The following is a 24,392-nucleotide window of genomic DNA, read 5'->3' on the forward strand; positions in this document are numbered from 1 at the left end:
CTATCATCCGCGCACTATTTTTAATGCAGTCTGGAGTGTCTGGAATGAAAGTGACTCTGCCCGCGTTCGGTCAAGCCTCAGTGCTGGTCGTCGGCGATGTAATGTTGGACCGCTACTGGTATGGCCCAACCAGCCGTATCTCCCCTGAGGCACCGGTGCCGGTGGTGAAAGTGGACACGGTTGAAGAGCGTCCTGGCGGCGCAGCAAACGTGGCGATGAACATTGCAGCACTCGGTGCCGCGTCACGCCTGATTGGCCTGACCGGCGAAGATGATGCGGCGCGCGTGTTAAGCAGCACGCTGAAAGATGTCAACGTACACTGTGACTTCGTGGCGGTTAAAAGCCATCCGACCATCACCAAACTGCGCGTGCTTTCCCGCAATCAGCAGCTGATCCGCCTCGACTTTGAAGAGGGCTTTGATCAGGTCGATCCGGAACCGATTCATCAGAAGATGCGCGAATCCCTGGTGGCTGCCGGTGCGCTGGTGCTATCCGATTACGCCAAAGGCGCGCTGGAAAGCGTGCAGACCATGATTACTCTGGCGCGTGACGCCGGTGTGCCGGTTCTCATCGACCCGAAAGGCACCGATTTTGCCCGCTACCGTGGCGCGACGCTGCTGACGCCAAACCTTTCAGAATTTGAAGCCGTGGTCGGCAAATGCAAAAGCGAAGAGGAGATTGTCTCGCGCGGCATGCAGCTGATTGCCGATTTCGATCTCTCTGCGCTGCTGGTGACCCGCTCCGAGAATGGCATGACGCTGCTGCAGCCAGGCAAAGCACCACTGCATCTGCCGACTCAGGCGCAGGAGGTCTATGACGTGACCGGTGCCGGCGATACGGTCATTGGCGTACTGGCGGCGGCGCTGGCGGCAGGCGATTCACTGGAAGAAGCCTGTTTCCTCGCCAATGCAGCAGCCGGTGTCGTGGTCGGCAAACTGGGAACCTCGACGGTCAGTACCGTTGAGCTGGAAAACGCTATTCATGCCCGACCGGAGCAGGGGTTCGGCATCATGACGGAAGCGCAGTTAAAAGCCGCCGTTGAGATGGCGCGCCGCCGCGGTGAAAAAGTGGTGATGACCAACGGGGTGTTCGACATTCTGCATGCCGGTCATGTCTCTTACCTGGCGAACGCCCGCAAACTCGGCGATCGACTGATTGTCGCGGTTAACAGCGATGCGTCAACGAAACGTCTGAAAGGGGAGAGCCGTCCGGTCAATCCGCAGGAAAACCGCATGATTGTTCTCGGTGCGCTGGAAGCGGTCGACTGGGTGGTGCTGTTTGAAGAGGATACCCCGCAGCGGCTGATCGCCAGCATTCTGCCTGACCTGCTGGTCAAAGGCGGCGATTACAAGCCGGAAGATATCGCGGGCAGCAAAGAGGTGTGGGCAAATGGCGGCGACGTACAGGTGCTGAACTTCGAAGACGGTATCTCAACCACCAACATCATCAAAACCATCCGCAGCAGCTGACAGCGGTATTAAGCGGGAGCCGTGCTCCCGCTTAACGGCTTATTCTGGCTTGTTATCCGCAGCAGGTTTCACGACATCGGCAGCCGGTGTTGATACCGGTGCTGCGGCAGGGGAAGTCGCTACGGATGACGGCGGGGTAACCGGCGCAGCAGGGGCAACCGGTGCGGTCGCGGTCGGCGGCGTACCTGCTGATGAACCCTGACTTTCCAGCTGGGCCAGACGCTGCTCCAGTGCCGCCATTTTCTCACGCGTACGCAGCAACACCTGCGTCTGCACATCAAACTCTTCACGGTTAACCAGATCCATCCGGGTCAGCTGCGCCTGGAGAACCTGACGAATTTTCTTTTCGACATCATCGCCAAACTCGCGAACGCCTTTAGGCATCGCGTCGTGAACCTGGCGGGCAAGTTGTTCAATTTTTTTCGTGTCGATCATGATGATTTCCTGGTTACGGGAGCTGTGTCAGCGTGTTTACCAACGTAATAAGTGTTAAGTGTAATGCCAGAAATGAAAAGGATAAACCTCAAATCGGTAACGCAGAAAATGCAAAAGCAATTGCGCTATTGATGATTGCCGCTACAAACGATCGGCGTTATAGTTGATTTGCTTATTCTCAGGGCGGGGCGCAATTCCCCACCGGCGGTAAATCAGCCTCGGCTGAAAGCCCGCGAGCGCTTTACTCCACTGAAAAGCGGGGTAAAGGACAGCAGATCCGGTGCAATTCCGGGGCCGACGGTTACAGTCCGGATGGGAGAGGGTAACGACACCTGTCGGACAATTGTGTCTGCATCACGTTATTGCCACGTCTTTTTGACGTCACTCCTAAGCATGCCCTGATTCTGGTAACCCATACATTTTAAGGTTTTTATTACCATGAATCAGACGCTACTTTCTGAATTTGGCACGCCTCAACAGCGTGTAGAACGTGCTATCGCCGCCATGCGTGAGGGACGCGGTGTGATGGTGCTCGACGATGAAAATCGTGAAAACGAAGGCGATATGATCTTCGCCGCAGAAACCATGACCGTTGAACAGATGGCTCTGACCATTCGTCACGGCAGCGGCATCGTGTGCCTCTGCCTGACCGAAGAACGTCGCCAGCAGCTCGACCTGCCAATGATGGTGGAGAACAACACCAGCTCGTTTGGCACCGGCTTCACGGTGACCATCGAGGCTGCAGAGGGCGTTACCACCGGCGTTTCTGCTCAGGACCGTATTACCACGATCCGTGCGGCGATTGCTGATGACGCTAAACCCACCGATCTGCATCGCCCTGGCCATGTCTTCCCGCTGCGTGCGCGTGAAGGTGGCGTCTTAAGCCGTGGCGGTCATACCGAAGCGACCATCGATTTAGTGACGCTGGCCGGCTTTAAGCCCGCAGGCGTACTGTGTGAACTGACCAACGACGACGGCACTATGGCGCATGCGCCTGAGGCGATTGCGTTCGCGCGTCAGCACAACATGCCGGTGGTGACCATTGAAGATCTGATTGCCTGGCGTCGTGAACACGAGACGCGTCACGCCAGCTAATCGCTGACCGTCAAAAACAGGTCACGCATCGTGACCTGTTTTCCTTTCTGAGTTATTCAAATTTTCTGATAATCATCATCACGCTTATCAGCGTGCTAACGTCGGGAATGCGCGTATCGTAGTGGCTATCACCTAACCGATCCCGGGGGATCACGAATGAGCCAGTTACGCATGCCGGCGCTGTTTTTGGGCCACGGCAACCCAATGAATGCCCTTGAAGAGAACCGTTATACGGCCGCCTGGCGCCATGCAGGTGAGACTCTGCCACGCCCGCGGGCGATTGTGGCGGTCTCTGCGCACTGGTATACGCGCGGTACGGCGGTAACGGCGATGGCCTCCCCCAGAACCATTCATGATTTTGGTGGCTTTCCGCAGGCGCTGTTTGACACCCGCTATCCTGCACCGGGCTCGCCTGAGCTGGCGCAGCAGCTGGTGGAGCAGCTGGCACCGGTGGCGGTAACGCTGGATCATGAATGGGGATTCGATCACGGTTCCTGGGGCGTGCTGATTAAGATGTACCCGCAGGCCGATATTCCGGTGGTGCAGCTCAGCATCGACGGCACAAAACCTGCTGCATTTCACTTCGAGATGGGGCAGAAACTGGCCGCGCTGCGCGATCAGGGTGTGATGATCGTCGCCAGTGGTAACGTGGTGCATAACCTGCGTAAGGTGCGCTGGGGAGGCGGAGACGAGGTCTATCCCTGGGCCAGCCGCTTTGAGCAGTTTGTCCGCGATAACCTTGAGGTGCAGAGCGATGCCGCTTCCCATCCGCTGGTGAACTTTATGACGCATCCTGATGCGGCCCTGGCTAACCCGACGCCTGAGCACTATCTGCCGCTGCTCTATGTGCTCGGTGCGCGTCAGCCGGATGACGCCATCACCCTTCCGGTTGAGGGGATGGAGATGGGTGCCATCAGCATGTTGTCGGTTCAGGCAGGTTAGGGCTGCTGAGAGAAAACAGGCCAGAGGCTGGCCTGTTCTTGTCGCGCTGCGTTAACCGATAAACGCGTGCGGATAGAAACGCGAATGATCCTGAGTGATCAGCTCGCGATCTTCACGCAGGCCGATACCGGCGGGTTGATCGTCAATCAGCCAGCTGCCGATCAGCGTGTAGCTGTCACCAAACTTAGGCAGCGGATGAAACTGCTGGACGATCATTCCCTCTTCACCGTAAGGCCCGTCGACGCGGGCGATCTCCTGACCCTTCTCGATGATGCGGATGTTCGCGCCCTCGCGGGAAAACAGCGGCTTAACCACATACTTTTCCATCGGCGGGACATCATCTTCCGCGAACCAGGCGGGCAGCAGATTAGGGTGATTCGGGAACATCTCCCAGAGCATCGGCAGCAGGGCTTTGTTCGACAGAATGCTCTTCCAGGCTGGTTCGAGCCAGCGCACGCCAGCATCAGCCAGCTTGGTGGAGAACATCTCACGCAGCATGAATTCCCACGGATAGAGCTTAAACAGGTTGCTGATCACCTGATCCTGAGCATCGGTAAACTCGCCTTTTTCTCCCAGGCCAATTTCATCAATGTAGAGAAATTCAACCGGCAGACCCGCTTCGGTCGCGCAGTCCTGAAGATACTGCACCGTGCCGCGATCTTCTTCGGTGTCACGGCAGCAGGCGAAATGCAGCAGGTTAAACCCATGCTGCTGATGCAGGGTGGCAAAGCGCTCGATCAGTTTTTCCTGCAGGCTGTTGAACTGATCGCTGCCAGCCGGGAGCTGTCCGGCATTAAGCTGGTCTTCCAGCCAGAGCCACTGGAAAAAGGCCGCTTCATACAGCGAGGTCGGCGTATCGGCATTGTTCTCCAGCAGCTTGATGTCGCCTTTGCCATCCCAGGCGAGATCGAGACGCGAATAGAGCGAGGGCTGACGCTGACGCCACGAATCCCGCACAAAATCCCAGGTGTGCCGGGGAATGCGGAAGCGGGTCAGCAGGGCTTCACTGTTGACCACTTTTTCCACCACCTGCAGACACATCTGGTGCAGCTCAGCCGTCACCTCTTCCAGATGATCGATTTGCGCCAGCGTGAACTGGTAGTACGCCTCTTCGCACCAGTAGGGCTCGCCATGCATGGTGTGAAAACGAAAACCGAACTCGGTGGCTTTTTCGCGCCAGCCCGGACGCTCTGAAATGGCAATGCGTTCCATCGGGGATTAACCTCCCATTGAGCGGCTGGAGGTACCGCTGGCGCTGCTGCGCTGCATGCTGTTCTGCTTCGCCACAGTTTCACCGAAGCCACCACGGGTGATGGTGGAGGTCGTGGCCGGTTTAGGGGCCAGCGCCGTTTTCGGCACGTTCATGGTTTTGCCGGAGGTCGCGGCACCATAATTACGGCCGGAAGCATCCACAAACTGGCCATTTGCCGGACTGCGCGGGTTTTTCGACGAGAAGAGTGGCTGCTGTGCGAAGCCTGCGCCACCGCCCATCATGCGACCCATCATGTAACCGGCCATCAGCGGCATCCAGAAACTGCCGCCACTCTGCTGGGCTTCAGCATTGGTGGTGCCGGCGCCCGCCTGAGCCGGGGTCTGCTGACACTGGTTTTCACCAAATTCAGCGACACAATCTTCACGTGTGGCATATTTTGGCGCGGTGCGCTCCGCCTCTTTTTTGGCTTCATTGAAGGCGGTGGTACATTGCGCACTCTGACCCGGATTGGCTTTAGAACAGTCATCGGCGTTCTGATACATCGAAACCGTTTCATCGTTCTGCTCGCAGCCTGCCAGCATAAATACCGCTGAAACCGCGATAGCAACAGGCGTTAAATGGCGCGCCTGCCAGCTCTTACGAAAAGCGGCATAGCGAATAGATTTTGTGCGTTTCATTATGATTATCCTGTGCCCAAAGGTAGCGCATAGAATAGGGGATGGGGGGGTAAAATTGAAGCTGAAGGCCTGATGCCGCAGGGATCTTTACTTAGTTATACGTTCAACAGAGAGACGGGCCGCAAAGCAGCCCGTCAGTGCTGATTAGTTACCGAAAGGGTTACCGCTTTTCTGGCGGGCAGCGGCAGGACGTGCAGCCTCTGCTGAACCCGTCGCGACCGGACCGTTGTCCACGCGCGCGGTCTGCTGCGCGTTTTCCGGTGCCACGGTTTCCGGAGAGGTCGGGATCTCTTTACCCAGCTGGCTGTTCAGTTTCTGCAGGCTCTGCTCGTTGAGCGTGCCCAGCGCATAGCTGATGTTCAGCTGGTTAATCAGGTAGCTGTAGCGCGCATCAGAAAGCTGCTGCTTGGCATTGTAGAGTACGGTGGTCGCATCCAGCACGTCGACGATAGTACGTGTACCCACCTGATAACCGGCTTCTGACGCATCCAGTGAACTCTGCGCAGAGACAACGGCCTGTTTATAGGCGTTGATGCTGCTGATCGAGGCGTTCACGTTGTTGAACGATGAGCGCACGGTCTGCACCGCAGTGCGGTGAGCGCTTTCCAGCTGTTCGCTGGCGCTGACGAAACCGTACTGCGCCTGTTTCACCTGAGAGGTCACGCCGCCGCCGCTGTAAAGCGGCAGGGAGAAGCTCAGACCCACCTGGTTTGAACCGGTGATGGAGTCGGTAGAGCCTGCACTCTGGTTAGCACGGCTGCCGCCATATTTGCTGTTCGACATACCGGTAGAGGCGGTCAGATCCAGCGTCGGCATATGACCGGTTTCCGCGGAGCGGATCTGCTCACGGGCCAGATCCTGGTTCAGACGTGCAGAGAGCAGCGACAGGTTACGGCTTTCCGCCTGCTTGAGCAGCGCGCTGACCGCTTCCGGCTTATCGGTTCTGAAACGGTCGATGTTCAGCGACGCCAGCGACAGGTAGTCCATGCCGGTGATCTGACGCAGCGTCTCTACGTTGTTATCCAGATTGTTTCGCGCGGTGACTTCGTTAGCCAGCACGCTGTCATACTGCGCGCGGGCGTTCTGAACGTCAGTGATGGCCACCAGGCCGACGTTAAAGCGCTGAGTCGTCTGGTCCAGCTCACGATAGATGGATTGTTTCTGCGCTTCGGTGTAAGAAAGCGTATCAATCGCTTTCAGCACGTTGAAGTAGGCGGTGGCGGTGTTCAGAATCAGATCCTGCTGTGCAACCTGATAGGTCACATCCTGAATACCGGCCGCTTTTTCCTGCAGGGTCAGCGCGCGCCATTTCGACATGTCGAAAATGGTCTGGGTTAATTGCAGCGAGCCACTGGTCGTGTTGGAATGGAGTCCGCTGTTATCGCGATAACCGCTGTTGTAGGTGTAATCTGCACCCAGGCCGAGCTGTGGTAATAATGGGCTACGCGCTTCGTTGATTTTCTCAAAAGCAGAATCGCGATCGGCTGCGGCGCTGCGCAGATCCGGGTTGCTCAGACGTGCCTGCTGGTAAACCTGCAGCAGATCTTCGGCCTGGCCGGTAAAGCTGAAACCGCCCAGGCTCAGCCCAATAAAAAATGGGAGCAGTTTTTTCATTTGCATTCCTTTTGTTGCAGCAAATTGCAGTGCGTGCGCTGCCGGGTAAGCCAAAAATTATCGCCGATTCTAGCAGAGGGCAACTGTGAGATAAGTTGGCTGAACGTGCCTTCTCCCTCTAATTTACGTAAATAATTCAGAAAGAACACCCTACATGGAGCACGGTCAGAGGCTTTTTTCGCTCCACCCAATCTGCATAAGGAACCTGATGATGCCGGAAGAAAAAAAATCCCCCGTGACTTTCACAAAAAACGATGTAGAAATTATTACACGCGAAACCGTCTATGATGGTTTTTTTTCCGTTGTACGTTACCGCTTCCGCCACCGCCAGTTTAATGGCGAAATGAGCGGCGAAGTGCAGCGCGAAGTTTTTGAGCGCGGACATGCCGCCGTGCTGCTACCTTATGATCCCTTACGTGATGAAGTGGTGCTGATTGAACAGATCCGCATCCCGGCTTATGACAGCAGTGCCTCGCCCTGGCTGCTGGAGATGGTCGCCGGCATTATCGAACCGGGGGAGTCTGTTGAGCAGGTCGTGCGTCGTGAAGCCGTGGAAGAAGCAGGATTAGATGTCGGCCGGATTAAGCCTATGCTGAGCTATCTGGCCAGCCCTGGCGGCACCAGCGAACGACTGTCGGTGCTGATCGGGGAAGTGGATGCCAGCCTGGCAGAGGGATGCCATGGTCTGGAGGAAGAGAATGAGGATATTCTTGTCCATGTGGTGAGCCGCGAACAGGCTTATCGCTGGGTGGAAGAGGGGATTATCGATAATGCGGCGTCTGTCATCGCCCTGCAATGGCTGGCGTTGCACCATGAAAAACTACGTGAAGAGTGGATACAAAAATGAAACAGCGCTATACCCCTGATTTCCCCGAAATGATGCGGCTCTGCGAAACCAATTTCGCCCAGTTACGCCGCCTGCTGCCGCGCAGCGATGAGGCGGGCGCATCGGTGATCTATCAGGTGAGTGGCGCCCGTTATCAGCTGACCATCCAGGAGTCGACCCGCTACACCACGCTGGTGGAGATTCGCCAGGTCGCGCCTGCCGTGAGTTACTGGAGCCTGCCTTCGATGTCGGTACGGCTCTATCACGATGCGATGGTCGCTGAAGTGTGTTCAACTCAACAGATCTATCGCTTTAAAGCGCGCTATGATTATCCTAATAAAAAATTGCATCAGCGCGATGAAAAACATCAGATAAACCAGTTTCTCGCAGACTGGCTGCGCTACTGCCTGGCACATGGCGCAATGGCAGTTCCGGTCTGCTGATGCGTATAATGCAGTAAATGGCGTGGAGACGAAGGAAACGCTTTGGATAGCCTGCTAACTCTTCCTGTGGCGAACGGTTCCGAAATCAGGATTTTACAAATCACGGACACCCACCTGTTCGCTGGAAAACATGAGTCGCTACTTGGGGTGAATACCTGGTCGAGCTATGAAGCGGTCGTGGAGGCAATTACTGCGCAGCAGCGCGACTACGACCTGATCATTGCCACCGGCGATCTGGCTCAGGACCACTCAGTGGAGGCCTATCAGCATTTTGCTGAGGGTATCTCACGTTTGCCCCGCCCCTGCGTCTGGCTGCCGGGAAATCACGATTTCCAGCCTGCGATGGTCGATACGCTGGCAGCCGCCCATATCAATGCCCACAAGCAGGTGCTGCTGGGCGATCAGTGGCAGATCGTTCTGCTCGACAGCCAGGTGCCCGGTGTGCCGCACGGCATGCTGAGCGACTACCAGCTGGAGTGGCTCGATAACGCGCTGGCCCGCTTTCCACAACGACATACGCTGGTCCTGTTGCATCACCATCCGCTGGCCTCAGGCTGCACCTGGCTCGACCAGCACAGCCTGCGCAATTCCCATCAGCTTGACGCGGTGCTACAGCGCTATCCGCTGGCCCGAACGCTGGTATGTGGTCATATTCATCAGGAGCTGGATCTGCTGTGGCATGGCCGCCGGGTGCTGGCGACGCCATCGACCTGCGTGCAGTTCAAACCCCACTGCACCAGCTTTGCGATTGATACCGTCGCGCCAGGCTGGCGCTGGTTTACCCTGCATCCGGATGGCGGCGTCGAGACCGAGGTTAACCGGCTCGACACCGACGCTTTTCGTCCCGATTTAGACTCAGAAGGATACTGACGCGTGGCGGCACTGCTCTATCTGCACGGTTTTAACAGCTCGCCGCAGTCGGCGAAGGCGACGCAGTTCCGGCAATGGTTAGAGACGCATCATCCGTCGATTAAGATGATTGTGCCGCAGCTGCCAACCTTTCCGGCGGACGCTGCCGCCCTGCTGGAAGAGCTGGTCCTGAGCCACAGCGGTGAAACCCTGGGGCTGGTCGGCTCGTCGCTGGGGGGCTATTACGCCACCTGGCTGTCACAATGCTTTATGCTGCCGGCGGTTGTCGTCAACCCTGCGGTACGCCCCTTTGAGCTGCTGGCCGATTTCCTTGGCGACAATCAGAATCCCTACACCGGCCAGCAATATGTGTTAGAGTCACGCCACATTTACGATCTGAAAGTGATGCAGATCGAACCGCTGGAAGCGCCCGATTTACTCTGGCTGCTGCAACAAACCGGCGATGAAGTTCTCGATTACCGTCAGGCGCTCGACTACTACAGCGCGTGTCGCCACACGGTAGAAGAGGGCGGAAATCATGCATTTACTGGATTCGAGCGCCATTTCCCGCAGATTCTGGACTTTCTTGGTCTGAATCACACCTGAGTAACGCGGAAATCGCACCCCATTTCACCCATCTGACAGACATTTACGATGAGTCAATCAAATTATAACGCGGATGCCATTGAGGTCCTGACTGGCCTTGAGCCTGTTCGCCGTCGCCCGGGGATGTACACCGATACGACGCGGCCCAACCATTTGGGTCAGGAAGTGATTGATAACAGCGTCGATGAGGCGCTGGGCGGCCACGCGAAGCGGGTTGAAGTGATTCTGCACGCCGATCAGTCGCTGGAAGTTATTGATGACGGGCGCGGCATGCCGGTGGATATTCACCCGGAAGAGGGCGTGCCAGCCGTCGAGCTGATCCTCTGCCGCCTGCATGCGGGCGGCAAGTTTTCCAACAAGAACTACCAGTTTTCGGGCGGCCTGCACGGCGTCGGGATCTCGGTCGTTAACGCCCTCTCTAAACGTGTCGAAGTCACGGTGCGCCGTAATGGCGAGATCTATGACATGGCGTTTGAGAATGGCGACAAAGTTCAGGATCTGACCGTGACCGGCACGGTGGCAAAACGCAACACCGGTACGCGCGTCCACTTCTGGCCCGATGAGAGCTTCTTCGACAGCCCGCGTTTCTCGGTTTCGCGCCTTTCACATCTGCTGAAAGCCAAAGCGGTGCTCTGTCCGGGCGTTGAGATAATCTTTAAAGACAAGCTCAACAACACCGAACAGCGCTGGTGCTATGAAGATGGCCTGACCGACTATCTGTGTGAAGCCGTGAACGGCCTGCCTACGCTGCCTGAAAAACCGTTTGTCGGCAGTTTTGCCGGTGATGTGGAGGCGGTGGACTGGGCGCTGTTGTGGCTGCCGGAAGGCGGTGAGCTGTTAACGGAGAGCTACGTCAACCTGATCCCGACCATGCAGGGGGGAACCCATGTTAACGGCCTGCGTCAGGGGCTGCTGGATGCGATGCGTGAGTTCTGCGAATACCGCAATATCCTGCCGCGTGGCGTGAAGCTCTCTGCGGAAGATATCTGGGATCGCTGCGCCTATGTGCTGTCGGTGAAGATGCAGGATCCGCAGTTTGCCGGTCAGACCAAAGAGCGCCTGTCATCACGTCAGTGTGCCGCCTTTGTGTCGGGCGTGGTGAAGGATGCCTTCAGTCTGTGGCTCAACCAGAACATCCAGACGGCAGAACTGCTGGCTGAACTGGCGATCTCCAGCGCCCAGCGGCGTATGCGGGCCGCCAAAAAGGTGGTGCGTAAAAAACTTACCAGCGGGCCGGCGCTGCCGGGCAAGCTGGCGGACTGCACCGCCCAGGATCTGAATAAGACAGAACTGTTCCTGGTCGAAGGGGACTCGGCAGGCGGATCGGCCAAGCAGGCCCGCGATCGTGAATATCAGGCGATCATGCCGCTGAAAGGCAAGATCCTGAACACCTGGGAAGTCTCGTCCGATGAGGTGCTGGCGTCGCAGGAAGTGCATGATATTTCGGTGGCGATCGGTATCGATCCCGACAGCGAAGATCTTTCACAGCTGCGTTACGGCAAGATCTGCATCCTGGCGGATGCGGACTCGGATGGGCTGCACATCGCCACGCTGCTCTGTGCGCTGTTCGTGAAGCATTTCCGTTCCCTGGTCAAAGGCGGGCACGTCTACGTCGCCATGCCGCCGCTTTACCGTATCGACCTCGGCAAAGAGGTTTACTACGCGCTGGACGAAGATGAGAAAGAGGGCGTGCTGGAGCAGCTGAAACGCAAAAAGGGTAAACCTAACGTACAGCGCTTCAAAGGGCTGGGTGAGATGAACCCGCTGCAGCTGCGTGAAACCACGCTCGATCCCAATACCCGCCGTCTGGTGCAGCTGACCATCAGCGACGAGGATGCGGATCAGACCCTGCGCATGATGGATATGCTGCTGGCGAAAAAACGTTCCGAAGACCGGCGCAACTGGTTGCAGGAAAAAGGCGATATGGCCGACATCGAAGTGTAAAAAGCAGGACGCGAAAGCGTCCTGTTCTTTTATGCCCGACGCATCACCCGTGAACGGTGGCCGGAAAGCCAGTCCACTCAGCAGAGACAGTAACCCTTGTGAAAATTACCCTGGAAGAGCTACGCGCCTGGGTGGCGGTGGTGGACAGCGGCTCGATTACGGCGGCGGCCTCTCAGCTGGCGCAGACCAGTTCCGGTATCAGTCGGGCACTGTCGCGGCTGGAGAGTAAACTGCAGACCACGCTGCTGCATCGCACCACCCGACGGCTGGCACTCACCGAAGAGGGGCAGGTCTTTCTGGAGCATGCGCGCCAGATTCTGGCCTCGGTTGAACAGGCTGAAGAGCAGATTGCCCTGCGGCGCGAAATGCCGTCAGGACGGCTGCGGGTCAACGCAGCGACGCCCTTTATGCTGCATGTGATCGTGCCGCTGGTGGAGGATTTCCGCGCCCGCTATCCGCTGATACAGCTCGAGCTGAACACCGACGATATTCTGATCGAGCTGCTGGAGCAGCAGACCGACGTGGCCATTCGCATTGGTGAACTGCGCGACTCCACGCTGCGTGCCCGAATGCTGGGCAGCAGCGCGATCCGGCTGATGGCAAGTCCGGCTTATCTGGCGAAGGCGGGCACACCGCAGAGCGTTGCCGATCTGGCGCAGCATCAGACCATTGGCTTCAGTCATCCTGAGATCCATAACCTCTGGCCGGTCTGGCAGGCGGAAGGGGAGTTTATGCGGGTTAAGCCGACGATCGCGGCTTCCAGCGGAGAGACCATCCGGCAGCTGGCGCTGGCAGGACAGGGAATTGCGCGCCTTTCCGACTTTGTCAGTCGGGAAGATTGCGCCGCCGGGCGACTGGTGCCGGTGCTGGCAGCGGAAACCCGCGAGCTGCGGCTGCCGGTGCATGCGGTCTACTACCGAAACACCACGCTCTCTTCGCGCATTGGCTGCTTCCTGGATTTTCTCCGCAGCGAGATCGACCGTCGAAAGCTGCTCTGAGCTGTCTGTCAGAAAGAAAAAACCCCTGTCGCGGGACAGGGGTTCTGATGAGAAATCTGGCCGGATTTGCTGTGATACCGTGCCTGCACAGGGAACAGGGTCAGATCGGAAAGACGCAAAAGCCGCCATCCCTGGCGCGGGACGCTTTCCTCTTCTGACCCTGTTCCCTGCGTGTTGCGCTAATCTGTTGCTGCCAGAGGCTCTCTGGTTTACGTAGTCTGCGGTCTTTACAACATCTGACGACCCGGAGCAGAAAGATCAGCAACAATCAGGCGCTGGGTTCCAGCACCAGAATCTTCACATCCACCACGTCATCTTTGATCAGCGCGCGATGGGCATCCATGTGCGGCATCTGCTGATGCTGCTCCAGATGGCGCAGCGTTTCCCACTGTTCCAGCATGAAAATAGAGTCGGGGGAGTTCTGCTTCCACGGCACCTGAGCCTGATGATCCAGCAGCGCGTCATACTGATGGCAGCCATCTTCTGCCAGCACCTGCGGGATCAGCTTGTTCACGGCATCAAGCACGGCCTGACGGCGTCCGGGTTTGACACAAATTTCTGCTACGACAGTTAACATTCGCGAATTCCTCTTTCGTGGGAAAAGTGTAAGTCTCCACCCTCTATCTTAGGCAAAAACATGGCTAAGATGGTTCCGATAAGCGGTGATGTCGCGTGGCACGTCCGGGGCTTTAATCACGTCGTTGCAGATAAAGGTTGGCAGCGCTTCCATTCCCAGGAACTGATTCGCTTTGTGGAAGTGCAGATAGAGACCATCCACGCCAACGCCTTCAAAGAACTGCTCCGGATCGGTAAAGGCCTGCAGCGGCGCGTTCCAGGTCAGTGACAGCATATATTTTTTGCCCTGCAGCAGGCCGCCGGAACCATACTTTTTCGCGGCATCGGAGCGGGTACGACCATCGCTGGCGTAGAGCGAGCCGTGGCCTTCGGTGAAGACTTCATCGATGTAACGTTTCACGGTCCAGGGCTCACCCATCCACCAGCCCGGCATCTGATAAATCACCACATCGCTCTCAACGTACTTCTGTACTTCATCGGCTACCACGTAGTCGCTGTCCGCGACGGTGACAGAAACCTCATGTCCCATGTCACGCAGCTGACTGGCCGCCACATCGGTCAGGGTGTGGTTCAGTTCGCCTTTAGAGTGGGCAAAGGTTTTGCCGCCATCGATAATTAAAATTTTGCTCATCAACTGCTTACCTCATTGTCTGAATATGGGGCTCAGCTTACGCGCGCTGCGGCCGCAGAAAAATGGGACGTTGATCACAAGACTTTTGCTATGACAGCAATAATCGGCCCGTCTATGGCACGATGAGTGGGCAAACTCATCATGAAAAAAACACCAATGAAAAAAATCGTCTTCGCTTTGCTGCTGGCCAGCGGTGCTGTCCAGGCTCAATCTCATCTCGACACTATCCTCAGTTCTAAAGTCCTGAAAGTCTGTACCACCGGCGACTACAAGCCTTACAGCTTCCTGCGTCCCGATGGTCAGTATGAGGGCCTGGATATCACGATGGCTGACGCGCTGGCGACCTCGCTGAACGCTAAGGTGCAGTGGGTGCCGACCACCTGGAAAACCCTGATGCCCGACTTTCTGGCGAAGCAGTGTGATATCGCCGTCGGGGGCATTTCGGTCACCCTGAAACGCCAGCAGACCGCCTGGTTCGCCCAGCCGCTGGATGTTGATGGCAAAATCCCGCTGGTGCGCTGCGCCGATAAAACGCGCTTTCAGACGATTGAGCAGCTCAACCGTCCCGATGTGCGCCTGATTGAACCGGCAGGCGGCACCAACGAAGCCTTTGTTCACAGCCATCTGCCCAACGCATCACTGACGCTGTTCCACGATAACGTCACCATCTTTCAGCAGCTGGTGGACAACAAGGCGGATGTCATGATCACTGACGCCTCCGAAGCGCGCTATCAGCAGCAGCACTATCCGACGCTCTGTGCCCTGAATGCTGACAAGCCGCTGCAGTATGGTGAGAAGGCGTACATGATTCCGCGTGACGACATCAGCTGGAAGCTCTATGTCGATCAGTGGCTGCACCTCAGCACCGCGACCGGGGAATACCGTGATATTGCCCGCCAGTGGATGGGTGCCGCGCGCTGACCGGCTCCTGCCTGACGACGCGAGGCGTGCCGGTCGCTGACTGGCACGCCTCGGGCGGCTGAAATCGCGCGGGTGCACGGCGCGCAGACCCGCGCTTCCCCTGTGACTAACACCAGCGAATAAGGTACTATCCTCGCCAAACCACCGCCGGGTGTCCCGCCGTTGTGGGCCACGATGTGAGGATGAGAAATTAATGAGTGAACTGACTCAGGATGGTGCAGAGCGTCTTGCCCTGCATACGTTTACCGAGAACGCGTACTTAAACTATTCGATGTACGTCATCATGGACCGCGCCCTGCCTTATATTGGTGACGGGTTAAAGCCGGTCCAGCGCCGTATTGTCTACGCCATGTCCGAACTGGGACTGAACGCCAGCGCAAAATTTAAAAAATCGGCGCGTACTGTCGGTGACGTGCTGGGTAAATACCATCCGCACGGCGACAGCGCCTGCTATGAAGCGATGGTGCTGATGGCGCAGCCTTTCTCCTACCGCTATCCGCTGGTTGATGGCCAGGGAAACTGGGGGGCGCCGGACGATCCCAAGTCGTTTGCCGCGATGCGTTACACCGAATCGCGCCTGTCAAAATATGCTGAAGTGCTGCTGAGCGAGCTGGGGCAGGGGACGGTCGATTATCAGCCGAACTTCGACGGTACGCTGCAGGAGCCGAAGATGCTGCCGGCGCGCCTGCCGAACATTCTGCTCAACGGCACCACCGGTATTGCAGTCGGTATGGCGACCGACATCCCGCCGCACAACCTGCGTGAAGTGGCGCAGGCGGCGATTGCCCTGATCGACTCGCCAAAAACCACGCTGGAACAGCTGCTCGATATTGTTCAGGGGCCTGATTATCCGACCGAGGCGGAGATCATCACGCCGCGTGACGAAATCCGCAAAATCTATCAGTCCGGGCGTGGCTCCATCCGCCAGCGCGCGGTCTGGAAAAAAGAAGAGGGCGAGGTGGTTATTACCGCGCTGCCACATCAGGTTTCAGGCGCGCGCGTGCTGGAGCAGATCGCGAACCAGATGCGCAATAAAAAGCTGCCGATGGTCGAGGATTTGCGTGATGAGTCGGATCATGAGAACCCGACCCGGCTGGTGATCGTGCCGCGATCTAACCGCGTCGATCTCGATCAGGTCATGAACCATCTGTTCGCCACCACCGATCTGGAAAAAAGCTACCGCGTTAACCTCAACATGATCGGGCTGGATAACCGACCGGCGGTGAAAAACCTGCATGAGATCCTGACCGAATGGCTGGTGTTCCGTCGCGAAACGGTAAAACGCCGTCTTAACTACCGTCTGGATCGCGTGCTGCGTCGCCTGCATATCCTGGAAGGGCTGCTGGTGGCGTTCCTCAACATCGATGAGGTGATCGAAATCATCCGCACGGAGGATGAGCCGAAGCCGGTGCTGATGTCGCGTTTTGGCATCAGTGAAACCCAGGCCGAATCGATTCTCGAACTGAAGTTACGCCACCTGGCAAAACTGGAAGAGATGAAGATCCGTGGCGAGCAGGCGGATCTGGAAAAAGAGCGCGATCAGCTGCAGGCCACGCTGGCCTCTGAGCGCAAGATGAACACCCTGCTGAAGAAAGAGCTGCAGGCTGACAGTGCCAGCTACGGCGATGAGCGTCGTTCGCCGCTGCGTGAGCGTGAAGAAGCCAAAGCCCTGAGTGAAACCGAGCTGGTGCCGTCTGAGCCGGTCACCATTGTGCTGTCGCAGATGGGCTGGGTACGCAGTGCCAAAGGGCACGATATCGATCCGGCGGGCCTGAGCTACAAAGCGGGTGACAGCTATCTGGCTGCCGCACGCGGCAAGAGCAATCAGCCGGTGGCCTTTATCGACTCCACCGGTCGCAGCTACACCCTGGACCCGACGTCGCTGCCTTCTGCACGCGGACAGGGCGAGCCGCTGACCGGCAAGCTGACGCCGCCGCCGGGCGCAGTGGTTGAACAGGTGCTGATGGAAGCTGATGACCAGCGTCTGCTGATGGCCTCGGATGCGGGTTACGGCTTTATCTGCACCTTCAGCGACCTGGTGTCGCGCAACCGCGCCGGTAAAGCGCTGCTGACGCTGCCGGACAACGCCCGCGTGATGACGCCGATGGCCGTGCATCATGAAGATGACATGCTGCTGGCGATCACGCAGGCGGGACGGATGCTGATGTTCCCGGTCGGAGAGCTGCCGCAGATGTCGAAAGGCAAGGGCAATAAAATTATCTCCATTCCTTCCGCGGAAGCGGCCGCCGGTCAGGACAAACTGGCCTGGCTGATGATCCTGCCACCGGGCAGCGCGATTACGCTGCACGTCGGCAAGCGTAAAATGTTGTTGCGCAGTGAAGAGCTTCAGAAATTCCGCGCCGATCGCGGACGTCGCGGCACGCTGTTACCGCGCGGCCTGCAAAAAATTGATCGTGTTGAACTGGATGCGCCTGCGCGTCCGGCGAGCCCGGATAGCGAAGCGTAAACAACCCGGCTGACCCCGCGTCAGCCGTGGCTCAATGAGGGAACTATGCTACTGATTCTGCGTACCATTATTGTCATCATCTATTCGATTTTGATCTGTGTGTTTGGCTCTGTCTGGTGTCTTTTTTCACCGCGCGATCCGCGTCACGTCGCCACCTTTGGCCATCTGTTTGGCCGCTTATCGACGGTGTTTGGCCTGAAAGTCGAACTGCGTAAACCGGAAGGGGCGGAGAACTATGGGAATGCGATCTACATCGCGAACCACCAGAACAACTACGACATGGTCACCGCCGCCAAAATTGTGCAGCCCTCGACGGTCACGGTCGGTAAAAAGAGCCTGTTGTGGGTGCCGTTTTTTGGCCCGCTCTACTGGCTGACCGGCAACCTGCTGATTGACCGTGATGACCGTGCTAAAGCGCGCGGCACCATCGGTGAGCTGGTGGATCAGTTCAACCGCAAGCGCATCTCCATCTGGATGTTCCCGGAAGGCACGCGCAGTCGGGGCCGTGGCCTGCTGCCGTTTAAAACCGGGGCATTCCACGCTGCTGTCGCGGCGGGCGTGCCGATCATTCCGATTGTGGTCTCCAACACCCATGACAAGATCAACCTTAACCGCCTGAAAAATGGCCTGGTTATCGTTGAGATGCTGCCACCGGTTGACGTAAAGGCGTTCGAATCGGTTTCGGTGCGTAAGCTGGCTACCCACTGTCGCGAACTGATGGCCGCGAAGCTGGAAGAGCTGAACGCCGAAGTGGCCGAGCGCGAAAAAAACGGAAAAATCTGACCGGCGAGCCGTTCGCCGAACTATCCTGCATGGATGCCACACGGCGTGGCAGTGACTGCCCGCCGTCGTGAACGCAGCACAGCAAAAACAGAGCAATAAAAACAGGGTCGGCGCGTTAGCGCCACGCGTAAAGGGTCAGAAGTTTTATGTCTTTCAGCAGACGTCAGTTCATCCAGCTTTCTGCCGGAGTGGCGCTTAGCGCCGGTATCATCCCTCATGCGGCCCGTGCCGCGTCTTCTGCCAGTGGCGACACACCGCTTCCGGTTCCGCCGTTGCTGGAGTCCCGTCGCGGCCAGCCACTGTTCCTGACGATGCAGCGCAGCCACTGGTCGTTTAATGGCGACAACAACAAAGTACCGGTCTGGGGCATCAATGGCCTCTACCTGGGGCCGACCGTCCGGGTTTACAGCGGCGATGACGTTAAGCTGATCTACAGCAACCGGCTGAATGAACCGGTCTCCATGACCGTCAGCGGCCTGCAGCTGCCAGGCGCCCTGATGGGCGGCGCGCCGCGCATGATGTCGGCCGGCGTTGACTGGGCACCGGTTCTGCCGATTCGTCAGGCCGCCTCGACCTGCTGGTATCACGCCAACACGCCAAACCGCATGGCTCCGCATATCTACAATGGACTGGCGGGCATGTGGCTGGTTGAGGATGACGTCAGCAAGCAACTGCCGTTGCCAAAGCACTACGGCGTGGATGACTTCCCGATTATTATTCAGGACAAGCGGCTCGATAACTTTGCCACGCCGGTCTACGACCCGCCGCAGGATGGCGGCTTTCTGGGCGATACGCTGCTGGTGAATGGCGTCCGCAATCCGTACGTCGAGGTGTCACGCGGCTGGGTGCGTCTGCGTCTGCTGAACGCCTCAAATGCGCGACGCTACGAGATGGTGCTCAGCGATAATCGTCCGTTTATGGTTATTGCCAGCGATCAGGGTTTTCTCTCTGCCCCGGTGGCGGTGCAGCGTCTCTCGCTGGCACCCGGTGAACGCCGGGAGGTGCTGATAGACATGTCGCAGGGCGATGAGGTGTCGATTACGGCGGGAACGGCGGCGGGCATCATGGATCGGCTGCGCGGCTTCTTCGAGCCCTCATCGATTCTGACCTCCACCCTGATCCTGACCCTGCGGCCCACCGGTTTACTGCCGCTGGTGACCGATAACCTGCCGATGCGGCTGCTGGCCGATCAGATTCTGGATGGGACGTCGGTTCGCACCCGCGAATTCCGTATCGGCGACACGATGCCGGGCATCAACGGCGCGCTCTGGGATATGAACCGGATTGATACCACCGCGCAGCAGGGCACCTTTGAGCGCTGGATCCTGCACGCCGACCGGCCACAGGCGCTGCATATTCAGGGCGTCATGTTCCTGATTAAAAGTGTTAATGGCGCACAGCCGATGGGCGAAGATCGTGGCTGGAAGGATACGGTGTGGGTCGATGGCAGTGTGGAACTGATGGTCAGCTTCCCGCAGAGTTCGTCAGACCATTTCCCGTTCGTCTATTACAGCCAGACGCTGGAACTGGCCGATCGTGGCACGGCCGGTCAGCTGGTGGTACAGCCTTCTGCATAACGCACAGAGTCAGGCGGGGAGACCCCGCCTGACCCACGCTTTCTGCTCTGCAGCCGCAGAGCGGTCAGTGCGTTACCGGGCTTAGTTAAAAGTTTCCGGGTCCGGCCCCAGACGATTGCCGCTGTCCAGCTTCGCAATATCACTCACTTCATGCTTATCCAGACGGAAGTCGAACACCTTAAAGTTCTCTTCGATACGGGCTGGGGTTACAGATTTCGGGATCACCACCAGGCCACTGTCCAGATGCCAGCGGATGACGATCTGGGCCGGGGTCTTGCCATACTTCTTCGCCAGCGACTTGATGATCTCCTGATCGAACACCCCTTTGCCGCCCTGCGCCAGCGGACTCCAGGATTCGGTCTGAATCTGGTGCATCGCGTTCCAGGCGTGAAGGGTGCGCTGCTGCAGCATCGGGTGCAGCTCAATCTGATTGACCACCGGGGTAACACCGGTTTCATCCATCAGTCGCTTCAGATGCGCTTCATGGAAGTTGCAGACGCCGATACTTTTGGTCAGTCCCTGCTGCTGCAGCTCAATCATCTTCTTCCAGGCATCCACATAGTGATCTTTTTCCGGGCAGGGCCAGTGCATCAGGTAGAGATCGACCTGCTCCAGCTGCAGTTTCTGCAGGCTGGTTTCCATCGCCTGCTGAACGTTCTGCTGATCGTCATTCCACAGTTTGGTGGTGACAAAAATCTCTTCACGCGGCACGTCGGTTTCCTGCAGTGCCTGACCAATCGCCTCTTCATTTTTGTAGGCCGCGGCGGTGTCGATTGAGCGATAGCCGACTTCCAGCGCTTTCAGCACCGCATGACGTGCATCTTCAATGCTGGCCTGCCACACGCCGAGTCCCAGTTGCGGCATCATATTGCCATCGCGCAGTTTAATAATGGGCTGGTCTGCCATAGTTGCTCCTTTCCGTTGCGGTTAACCCGTGAGATTTCACTGTGCTTAAGTCTAGCCAACAATTTTCAGCCTGCTCAGTGAAGCGATCCGCCCGCGTTCTGAAGCCCTGCCTGATTCGGTAAAATTCTTGCCTGATTCTCCAGCCCGCTGGTGATTTGCACATCCGCGCGGCACACTGGATTTTTACCCGTAAAGGAGTCGCTATGGCGCACGATGCACTGTGTCACCGGCTGGCACAGCAGGTAGTTAACTTAATGACTCAGGGTCGCGACCGGCTCTGTCAGGTCGAAAATGTGTCGCTGATCTACGCAAATCAGTATCGTCCCCGGACGCCGATGATGTATCAGCCCGGCATTGTCATTTTGTTTCAGGGCAGCAAAACCGGCTACCTTGGCAGCACCGTCTTTCAGTATGACGCCAGCAAATATCTGATGCTCACCGTGCCGCTGCCGGCGGAGTGCGAAACCTGGGCGTCGCCGGAAACCCCGATTGCCGGGCTGTGTCTCAATGTGGACACCGCCAGCCTGCAGGATCTGCTGATCGAAATCGGCGATGACGACCAGTTTCAGCCGCAGCCGCTGACCTCCGGTATTCACTCGGCGTGGCTGACGGAGCCGATGCTCTGTGCCGCCGAACGCCTGCTTGATGTGATGACTCAGCCGCGCGAAGCGCGGGTGCTGGGACCGCACATTGTGCGGGAGATTATCTATTACGTGCTGACCGGCCCGATTGGCGGCGCGCTGCTCTCACTGGTGAGCCGGCAGACCCAGTTCAGCCAGATCGCGCGTGCGCTGCGCCGGATTGAGAATCACTACGCGGATAACCTCAGTGTCGATGCACTGGCGGCAGAAGTGAACATGAGCGTTTCCGCTTTTCACCATAACTTTAAAGCGGTCACCCAGACGTCGCCGTTGCAGTACCTGAAGCGCTATCGACTGCATCAGGCGCGGCTGCTGATGTTGCACGATGGGCTGAAAGCGAGCGCGGCGGCGGTGCGGGTTGGCTATGAAAGCCCTTCACAGTTTTCGCGGGAGTTTAAGCGCTACTTTGGCGTAACGCCGGGGGAAGAGGTGAGTCGGGTCAGGCAGACGGTCGCGGATCCGTCCGCCTGAGAGGCGGCAGATCCCGGCACCGCGTGCTGCGATCAGGCTTGTTTCTGCCGACGCTTTTTCCAGATCACCAGAATGCTGCCAAACAGGCCGACCACCAGCAACACCATCGGCAGCACCATCAGGATCGCCATCACCTGATCTTCATGACGCTTGATAAACGGCACCTGGCTGATGCCATAGCCAAAGGCGACCACAATGCCGACCCACAGCACGCCGCTGAGCCAGTTAAAGAGCTGGAAGCGACTGTTCTGCAGGCCCGCAATTCCCGCCATGGTGGGCAGAATGGTGCGGATAAAGGCGAGAAAGCGGCCGACCAGCAGCGCCATCAGGCCGTGACGGTTAAACATATTCCAGGCACGCTGATGATACTGCGCGGGCAGATGCATCAGCCAGCTCTTCACCAGACGGGTATTGCCCAGCCAGCGCCCCTGCAGATAACTCAGCCAGCAGCCGAGGCTGGCGGCGGTCGTGAGGATCACCATTGTGGGGACAAAATCCATGACCCCCTTGGCCACCATCGCACCCGCCAGTAACAGCAGGCTGTCGCCCGGCAGGAAGGAGGCAGGTAACAGACCATTTTCCAGAAACAGCGTCAGAAACATCACGCCATACACCACCCATACCACATCCGGATTTGCCAGCGCGGCAAAATCCTGATGCCAGAGCGCCTGGACAATCTCGTGTAAAACACCCATTAGCGATTCCATCACGTCACAAGGAACTATTCGTCTGCATTCCGCGCGCGCAGTGACTGCACTGACGCGCTGAACGATACGGGATAAATGTTAACAACAAATCCATCATAGCCCGGCAAACTCACTGGTCAGCCGCGACCCGGTTTATCTTCTGTTTACTTTTTTCTTTGCTCAGCGCGTCAGACGCGCAAAACCGGCCTCCAGATCGGCGATCAGGTCATCCACATGCTCCAGACCGATGTGCAGCCTGACCAGCGTACCGGTGAAATCCACGCCGCCCGCCGGACGAATCGCGGCCAGTTCTTCAGGCTGATTGGCCAGGATCAGCGATTCATAGCCGCCCCAGGAGTAAGCCATGCTGAAATGATGGAAGTGATCGAGATATTCCGCCAGCTGCGGGGCGCTCAATTTTTCCTGCAGAATGAATGAGAAGAGGCCGCTGCTGCCGTTAAAGTCGCGCTGCCAGAACGTATGGCCTTTGCTCTGCGCCAGCGCAGGATGGTTGACGCGGGCCACCTCGGGCCGTGCTGCCAGCCACTCCGCGACCTGCAGGGCGCTCTCTTCATGCTGACGCAGACGGGTGCCCAGAGTGCGCAGGCCGCGGCTCGCCATATAGGCGGTATCGGCATCGACCATCTGGCCCATCAGATAGGAGTTTTCGCGCAGCTGATCGATGCAGCGCGCATTGGCGACCGCCGTGCCGATCATCGCATCGCTGTGTCCAATCAGATATTTGGTCCCAGCCTGAATCGAGATATCGACGCCGTGCGCCAGCGCATCAAACAGGATACCGGCTGCCCAGGTGTTATCGAGCATGATGATCGCCTCTGGCGCGATGGCGCGCACCGCCGCCACAATCGCCGGAATATCCTGCACTTCCATGGTAATTGAGGCGGGGGACTCCAGAAACACGACGCGGGTGTTGGGCTGGACCAGCGCACCGATTTCGCTGCCGATGCTGTGATCGAACCAGCTGGTCGAGACATTCATCTTCGCCAGAATTCTGGTGCAGAAATCCTGCGTCGGTTCATAGACCGCGCCGCTCATCAGGAGATGATCGCCCGCTTCGACGAAGGCCAGGATCGCATTCGCCACCGCTGCCGCACCGCAGGGGTAGAGCACGCAGCCCGCGCCGCCTTCCAGCTCCGTCATCGCATCCTGCAGCGCGAAGTGCGTCAGGGTGCCACGACGGCCATAAAAGAGTTCACCTTTTGCCCGTCCTGCGGTCGCGCGTTTTTTCTCCGCGACCGTATCAAAAACCAGCGAGGAAGCGCGCTGAATCACGCTGTTCACCGAACCCTGGGTATAACGCTTGCTGCGTCCTGCACTGACGAGCGTGGTATCAATTTTTCTGGTGGTCATGAGTCGCCCTTGCCGCTTCTGACTAAGCTCTCACGTTACCACGAAACGGCCAGCAGGGTTGAGACTCAATGGCGATTATCAGAACAGAGAGCAGGATAAAAAGCGGGTTGAAAGCCGCGCGGGTCACGGCAAAGCGGGCGGTCAGAGTTTGTAAATAGTAATGAGAACTACTATCAATTCGCCATTATTTTGCTATTATTCGCGCTTGTCCCGCATCCCTGTATATGAAGTTGGAGAAGCAGCGTGGTAGC

The 24,392-nt window shown here is 57.7% G+C and carries 23 protein-coding genes and 1 riboswitch; of the genes, 14 read left to right on the plus strand and 9 right to left on the minus strand.

The window, feature by feature from the left end; genetic code table 11:
* The first annotated feature begins 44 nt into the window (after positions 1 to 44).
* Positions 45 to 1,469, plus strand: coding sequence for a bifunctional D-glycero-beta-D-manno-heptose-7-phosphate kinase/D-glycero-beta-D-manno-heptose 1-phosphate adenylyltransferase HldE (gene hldE, locus AC1V0D_RS16320; RefSeq protein ID WP_009087295.1), 1,425 nt, complete (start codon positions 45 to 47; stop codon positions 1,467 to 1,469).
* 39 nt (positions 1,470 to 1,508) lie between these two features.
* Here the strand turns inward: hldE and ubiK are convergent, their stop codons facing one another.
* Complete coding sequence (gene ubiK / locus AC1V0D_RS16325) at positions 1,509 to 1,904, minus strand: ubiquinone biosynthesis accessory factor UbiK (protein WP_009087294.1); 396 nt, start codon at positions 1,902 to 1,904, stop codon at positions 1,509 to 1,511.
* Positions 1,905 to 2,074: 170 nt separating this feature from the next.
* Positions 2,075 to 2,232, plus strand: a riboswitch (FMN riboswitch).
* A gap of 110 nt (positions 2,233 to 2,342) precedes the next feature.
* Here ubiK and ribB point away from each other — a divergent pair.
* Positions 2,343 to 2,999, plus strand: coding sequence for a 3,4-dihydroxy-2-butanone-4-phosphate synthase (ribB, locus tag AC1V0D_RS16330; RefSeq protein ID WP_482907764.1), 657 nt, complete (start codon positions 2,343 to 2,345; stop codon positions 2,997 to 2,999).
* A 156-nt stretch (positions 3,000 to 3,155) separates the two neighbouring features.
* On the plus strand, positions 3,156 to 3,941 hold the full coding sequence (ygiD, locus tag AC1V0D_RS16335; protein WP_009087292.1) for a 4,5-DOPA-extradiol-dioxygenase: 786 nt from the start codon (positions 3,156 to 3,158) through the stop codon (positions 3,939 to 3,941).
* A gap of 51 nt (positions 3,942 to 3,992) precedes the next feature.
* Here the strand turns inward: ygiD and AC1V0D_RS16340 are convergent, their stop codons facing one another.
* The 3 genes from AC1V0D_RS16340 to tolC form a co-directional block, all read right to left on the minus strand.
* Positions 3,993 to 5,153 (minus strand): glutathionylspermidine synthase family protein, encoded by a 1,161-nt coding sequence (locus AC1V0D_RS16340; RefSeq protein ID WP_482907765.1) that lies wholly within the window; start codon positions 5,151 to 5,153, stop codon positions 3,993 to 3,995.
* 6 nt (positions 5,154 to 5,159) lie between these two features.
* Positions 5,160 to 5,831, minus strand: coding sequence for a DUF1190 family protein (locus AC1V0D_RS16345; RefSeq protein WP_009087289.1), 672 nt, complete (start codon positions 5,829 to 5,831; stop codon positions 5,160 to 5,162).
* A gap of 144 nt (positions 5,832 to 5,975) precedes the next feature.
* Entirely contained in the window at positions 5,976 to 7,445 is a 1,470-nt protein-coding gene (gene tolC / locus AC1V0D_RS16350; protein WP_058956432.1) for an outer membrane channel protein TolC, read from the minus strand.
* Between the two features lie 211 nt (positions 7,446 to 7,656).
* Between tolC and nudF the strand changes: the two genes are divergently transcribed.
* The 6 genes from nudF to AC1V0D_RS16380 all read left to right on the plus strand — a co-directional run bounded on the left by nudF (position 7,657) and on the right by AC1V0D_RS16380 (position 13,111).
* Positions 7,657 to 8,292, plus strand: a complete 636-nt coding sequence (nudF, locus tag AC1V0D_RS16355) for an ADP-ribose diphosphatase (RefSeq protein WP_482907820.1) — start codon at positions 7,657 to 7,659, stop codon at positions 8,290 to 8,292.
* A complete protein-coding gene (locus AC1V0D_RS16360) occupies positions 8,289 to 8,714 on the plus strand; it encodes a DUF1249 family protein (protein ID WP_009087284.1) in 426 nt (141 codons plus the stop codon). Before nudF ends, AC1V0D_RS16360 begins: the two co-directional genes overlap by 4 nt.
* 42 nt (positions 8,715 to 8,756) lie before the next feature.
* Positions 8,757 to 9,584: a 3',5'-cyclic-AMP phosphodiesterase gene (gene cpdA / locus AC1V0D_RS16365; protein WP_009087282.1), complete on the plus strand. Its 828-nt coding sequence runs from the start codon at positions 8,757 to 8,759 to the stop codon at positions 9,582 to 9,584.
* 3 nt (positions 9,585 to 9,587) lie between these two features.
* Positions 9,588 to 10,169, plus strand: a complete 582-nt coding sequence (gene yqiA / locus AC1V0D_RS16370; RefSeq protein WP_009087280.1) for an esterase YqiA — start codon at positions 9,588 to 9,590, stop codon at positions 10,167 to 10,169.
* A gap of 48 nt (positions 10,170 to 10,217) precedes the next feature.
* A complete protein-coding gene (gene parE / locus AC1V0D_RS16375; RefSeq protein WP_009087278.1) occupies positions 10,218 to 12,113 on the plus strand; it encodes a DNA topoisomerase IV subunit B in 1,896 nt (631 codons plus the stop codon).
* A 98-nt stretch (positions 12,114 to 12,211) separates the two neighbouring features.
* Positions 12,212 to 13,111, plus strand: a complete 900-nt coding sequence (locus AC1V0D_RS16380; RefSeq protein WP_482907766.1) for a LysR substrate-binding domain-containing protein — start codon at positions 12,212 to 12,214, stop codon at positions 13,109 to 13,111.
* 268 nt (positions 13,112 to 13,379) lie between these two features.
* Here the strand turns inward: AC1V0D_RS16380 and AC1V0D_RS16385 are convergent, their stop codons facing one another.
* Both AC1V0D_RS16385 and AC1V0D_RS16390 read right to left on the minus strand, forming a co-directional pair.
* Positions 13,380 to 13,688, minus strand: a complete 309-nt coding sequence (locus AC1V0D_RS16385) for a putative quinol monooxygenase (protein ID WP_009087274.1) — start codon at positions 13,686 to 13,688, stop codon at positions 13,380 to 13,382.
* A gap of 48 nt (positions 13,689 to 13,736) precedes the next feature.
* Positions 13,737 to 14,318 (minus strand): NAD(P)H-dependent oxidoreductase, encoded by a 582-nt coding sequence (locus AC1V0D_RS16390; RefSeq protein WP_482907767.1) that lies wholly within the window; start codon positions 14,316 to 14,318, stop codon positions 13,737 to 13,739.
* 156 nt (positions 14,319 to 14,474) lie between these two features.
* Between AC1V0D_RS16390 and AC1V0D_RS16395 the strand changes: the two genes are divergently transcribed.
* The 4 genes from AC1V0D_RS16395 (at position 14,475) to ftsP (ending at position 20,066) form a co-directional block, all read left to right on the plus strand.
* Entirely contained in the window at positions 14,475 to 15,239 is a 765-nt protein-coding gene (locus tag AC1V0D_RS16395) for a transporter substrate-binding domain-containing protein (protein WP_140029535.1), read from the plus strand.
* 193 nt (positions 15,240 to 15,432) lie between these two features.
* Positions 15,433 to 17,706, plus strand: a complete 2,274-nt coding sequence (gene parC, locus AC1V0D_RS16400) for a DNA topoisomerase IV subunit A (protein ID WP_154929159.1) — start codon at positions 15,433 to 15,435, stop codon at positions 17,704 to 17,706.
* A gap of 45 nt (positions 17,707 to 17,751) precedes the next feature.
* Positions 17,752 to 18,489, plus strand: a complete 738-nt coding sequence (locus AC1V0D_RS16405) for a 1-acylglycerol-3-phosphate O-acyltransferase (protein ID WP_046102557.1) — start codon at positions 17,752 to 17,754, stop codon at positions 18,487 to 18,489.
* 146 nt (positions 18,490 to 18,635) lie between these two features.
* Complete coding sequence (gene ftsP / locus AC1V0D_RS16410; protein WP_482907768.1) at positions 18,636 to 20,066, plus strand: cell division protein FtsP; 1,431 nt, start codon at positions 18,636 to 18,638, stop codon at positions 20,064 to 20,066.
* A gap of 81 nt (positions 20,067 to 20,147) precedes the next feature.
* Here the strand turns inward: ftsP and dkgA are convergent, their stop codons facing one another.
* A complete protein-coding gene (gene dkgA / locus AC1V0D_RS16415) occupies positions 20,148 to 20,972 on the minus strand; it encodes a 2,5-didehydrogluconate reductase DkgA (RefSeq protein WP_009087259.1) in 825 nt (274 codons plus the stop codon).
* A 203-nt stretch (positions 20,973 to 21,175) separates the two neighbouring features.
* Between dkgA and AC1V0D_RS16420 the strand changes: the two genes are divergently transcribed.
* The gene (locus AC1V0D_RS16420) at positions 21,176 to 22,084 is read left to right on the plus strand and encodes an AraC family transcriptional regulator (RefSeq protein ID WP_009087257.1); all 909 of its coding nucleotides are present in this window, start codon (positions 21,176 to 21,178) and stop codon (positions 22,082 to 22,084) included.
* Positions 22,085 to 22,116: 32 nt separating this feature from the next.
* Here the strand turns inward: AC1V0D_RS16420 and AC1V0D_RS16425 are convergent, their stop codons facing one another.
* Both AC1V0D_RS16425 and metC read right to left on the minus strand, forming a co-directional pair.
* Positions 22,117 to 22,779, minus strand: a complete 663-nt coding sequence (locus AC1V0D_RS16425; protein WP_009087255.1) for a DedA family protein — start codon at positions 22,777 to 22,779, stop codon at positions 22,117 to 22,119.
* A gap of 171 nt (positions 22,780 to 22,950) precedes the next feature.
* Positions 22,951 to 24,141, minus strand: coding sequence for a cystathionine beta-lyase (metC, locus tag AC1V0D_RS16430; protein ID WP_009087253.1), 1,191 nt, complete (start codon positions 24,139 to 24,141; stop codon positions 22,951 to 22,953).
* Positions 24,142 to 24,392: the final 251 nt, after the last annotated feature.

Source organism: Pantoea sp. PA1, assembly GCF_056856975.1.

Coding starts and splice junctions, on each gene's coding strand:
- AC1V0D_RS16345 (WP_009087289.1), bottom strand. CDS start 5,831: ATGAAACGCACAAAATCTATTCGCTATGCCGCTTTTCGTAAGAGCTGG.
- AC1V0D_RS16420 (WP_009087257.1), top strand. CDS start 21,176: ATGGCGCACGATGCACTGTGTCACCGGCTGGCACAGCAGGTAGTTAAC.
- hldE (WP_009087295.1), top strand. CDS start 45: ATGAAAGTGACTCTGCCCGCGTTCGGTCAAGCCTCAGTGCTGGTCGTC.
- dkgA (WP_009087259.1), bottom strand. CDS start 20,972: ATGGCAGACCAGCCCATTATTAAACTGCGCGATGGCAATATGATGCCG.
- ftsP (WP_482907768.1), top strand. CDS start 18,636: ATGTCTTTCAGCAGACGTCAGTTCATCCAGCTTTCTGCCGGAGTGGCG.
- ribB (WP_482907764.1), top strand. CDS start 2,343: ATGAATCAGACGCTACTTTCTGAATTTGGCACGCCTCAACAGCGTGTA.
- AC1V0D_RS16390 (WP_482907767.1), bottom strand. CDS start 14,318: ATGAGCAAAATTTTAATTATCGATGGCGGCAAAACCTTTGCCCACTCT.
- ubiK (WP_009087294.1), bottom strand. CDS start 1,904: ATGATCGACACGAAAAAAATTGAACAACTTGCCCGCCAGGTTCACGAC.
- ygiD (WP_009087292.1), top strand. CDS start 3,156: ATGAGCCAGTTACGCATGCCGGCGCTGTTTTTGGGCCACGGCAACCCA.
- parE (WP_009087278.1), top strand. CDS start 10,218: ATGAGTCAATCAAATTATAACGCGGATGCCATTGAGGTCCTGACTGGC.
- nudF (WP_482907820.1), top strand. CDS start 7,657: ATGCCGGAAGAAAAAAAATCCCCCGTGACTTTCACAAAAAACGATGTA.
- AC1V0D_RS16385 (WP_009087274.1), bottom strand. CDS start 13,688: ATGTTAACTGTCGTAGCAGAAATTTGTGTCAAACCCGGACGCCGTCAG.
- parC (WP_154929159.1), top strand. CDS start 15,433: ATGAGTGAACTGACTCAGGATGGTGCAGAGCGTCTTGCCCTGCATACG.
- metC (WP_009087253.1), bottom strand. CDS start 24,141: ATGACCACCAGAAAAATTGATACCACGCTCGTCAGTGCAGGACGCAGC.
- AC1V0D_RS16405 (WP_046102557.1), top strand. CDS start 17,752: ATGCTACTGATTCTGCGTACCATTATTGTCATCATCTATTCGATTTTG.
- AC1V0D_RS16395 (WP_140029535.1), top strand. CDS start 14,475: ATGAAAAAAATCGTCTTCGCTTTGCTGCTGGCCAGCGGTGCTGTCCAG.
- tolC (WP_058956432.1), bottom strand. CDS start 7,445: ATGAAAAAACTGCTCCCATTTTTTATTGGGCTGAGCCTGGGCGGTTTC.
- AC1V0D_RS16360 (WP_009087284.1), top strand. CDS start 8,289: ATGAAACAGCGCTATACCCCTGATTTCCCCGAAATGATGCGGCTCTGC.
- AC1V0D_RS16340 (WP_482907765.1), bottom strand. CDS start 5,153: ATGGAACGCATTGCCATTTCAGAGCGTCCGGGCTGGCGCGAAAAAGCC.
- AC1V0D_RS16425 (WP_009087255.1), bottom strand. CDS start 22,779: ATGGGTGTTTTACACGAGATTGTCCAGGCGCTCTGGCATCAGGATTTT.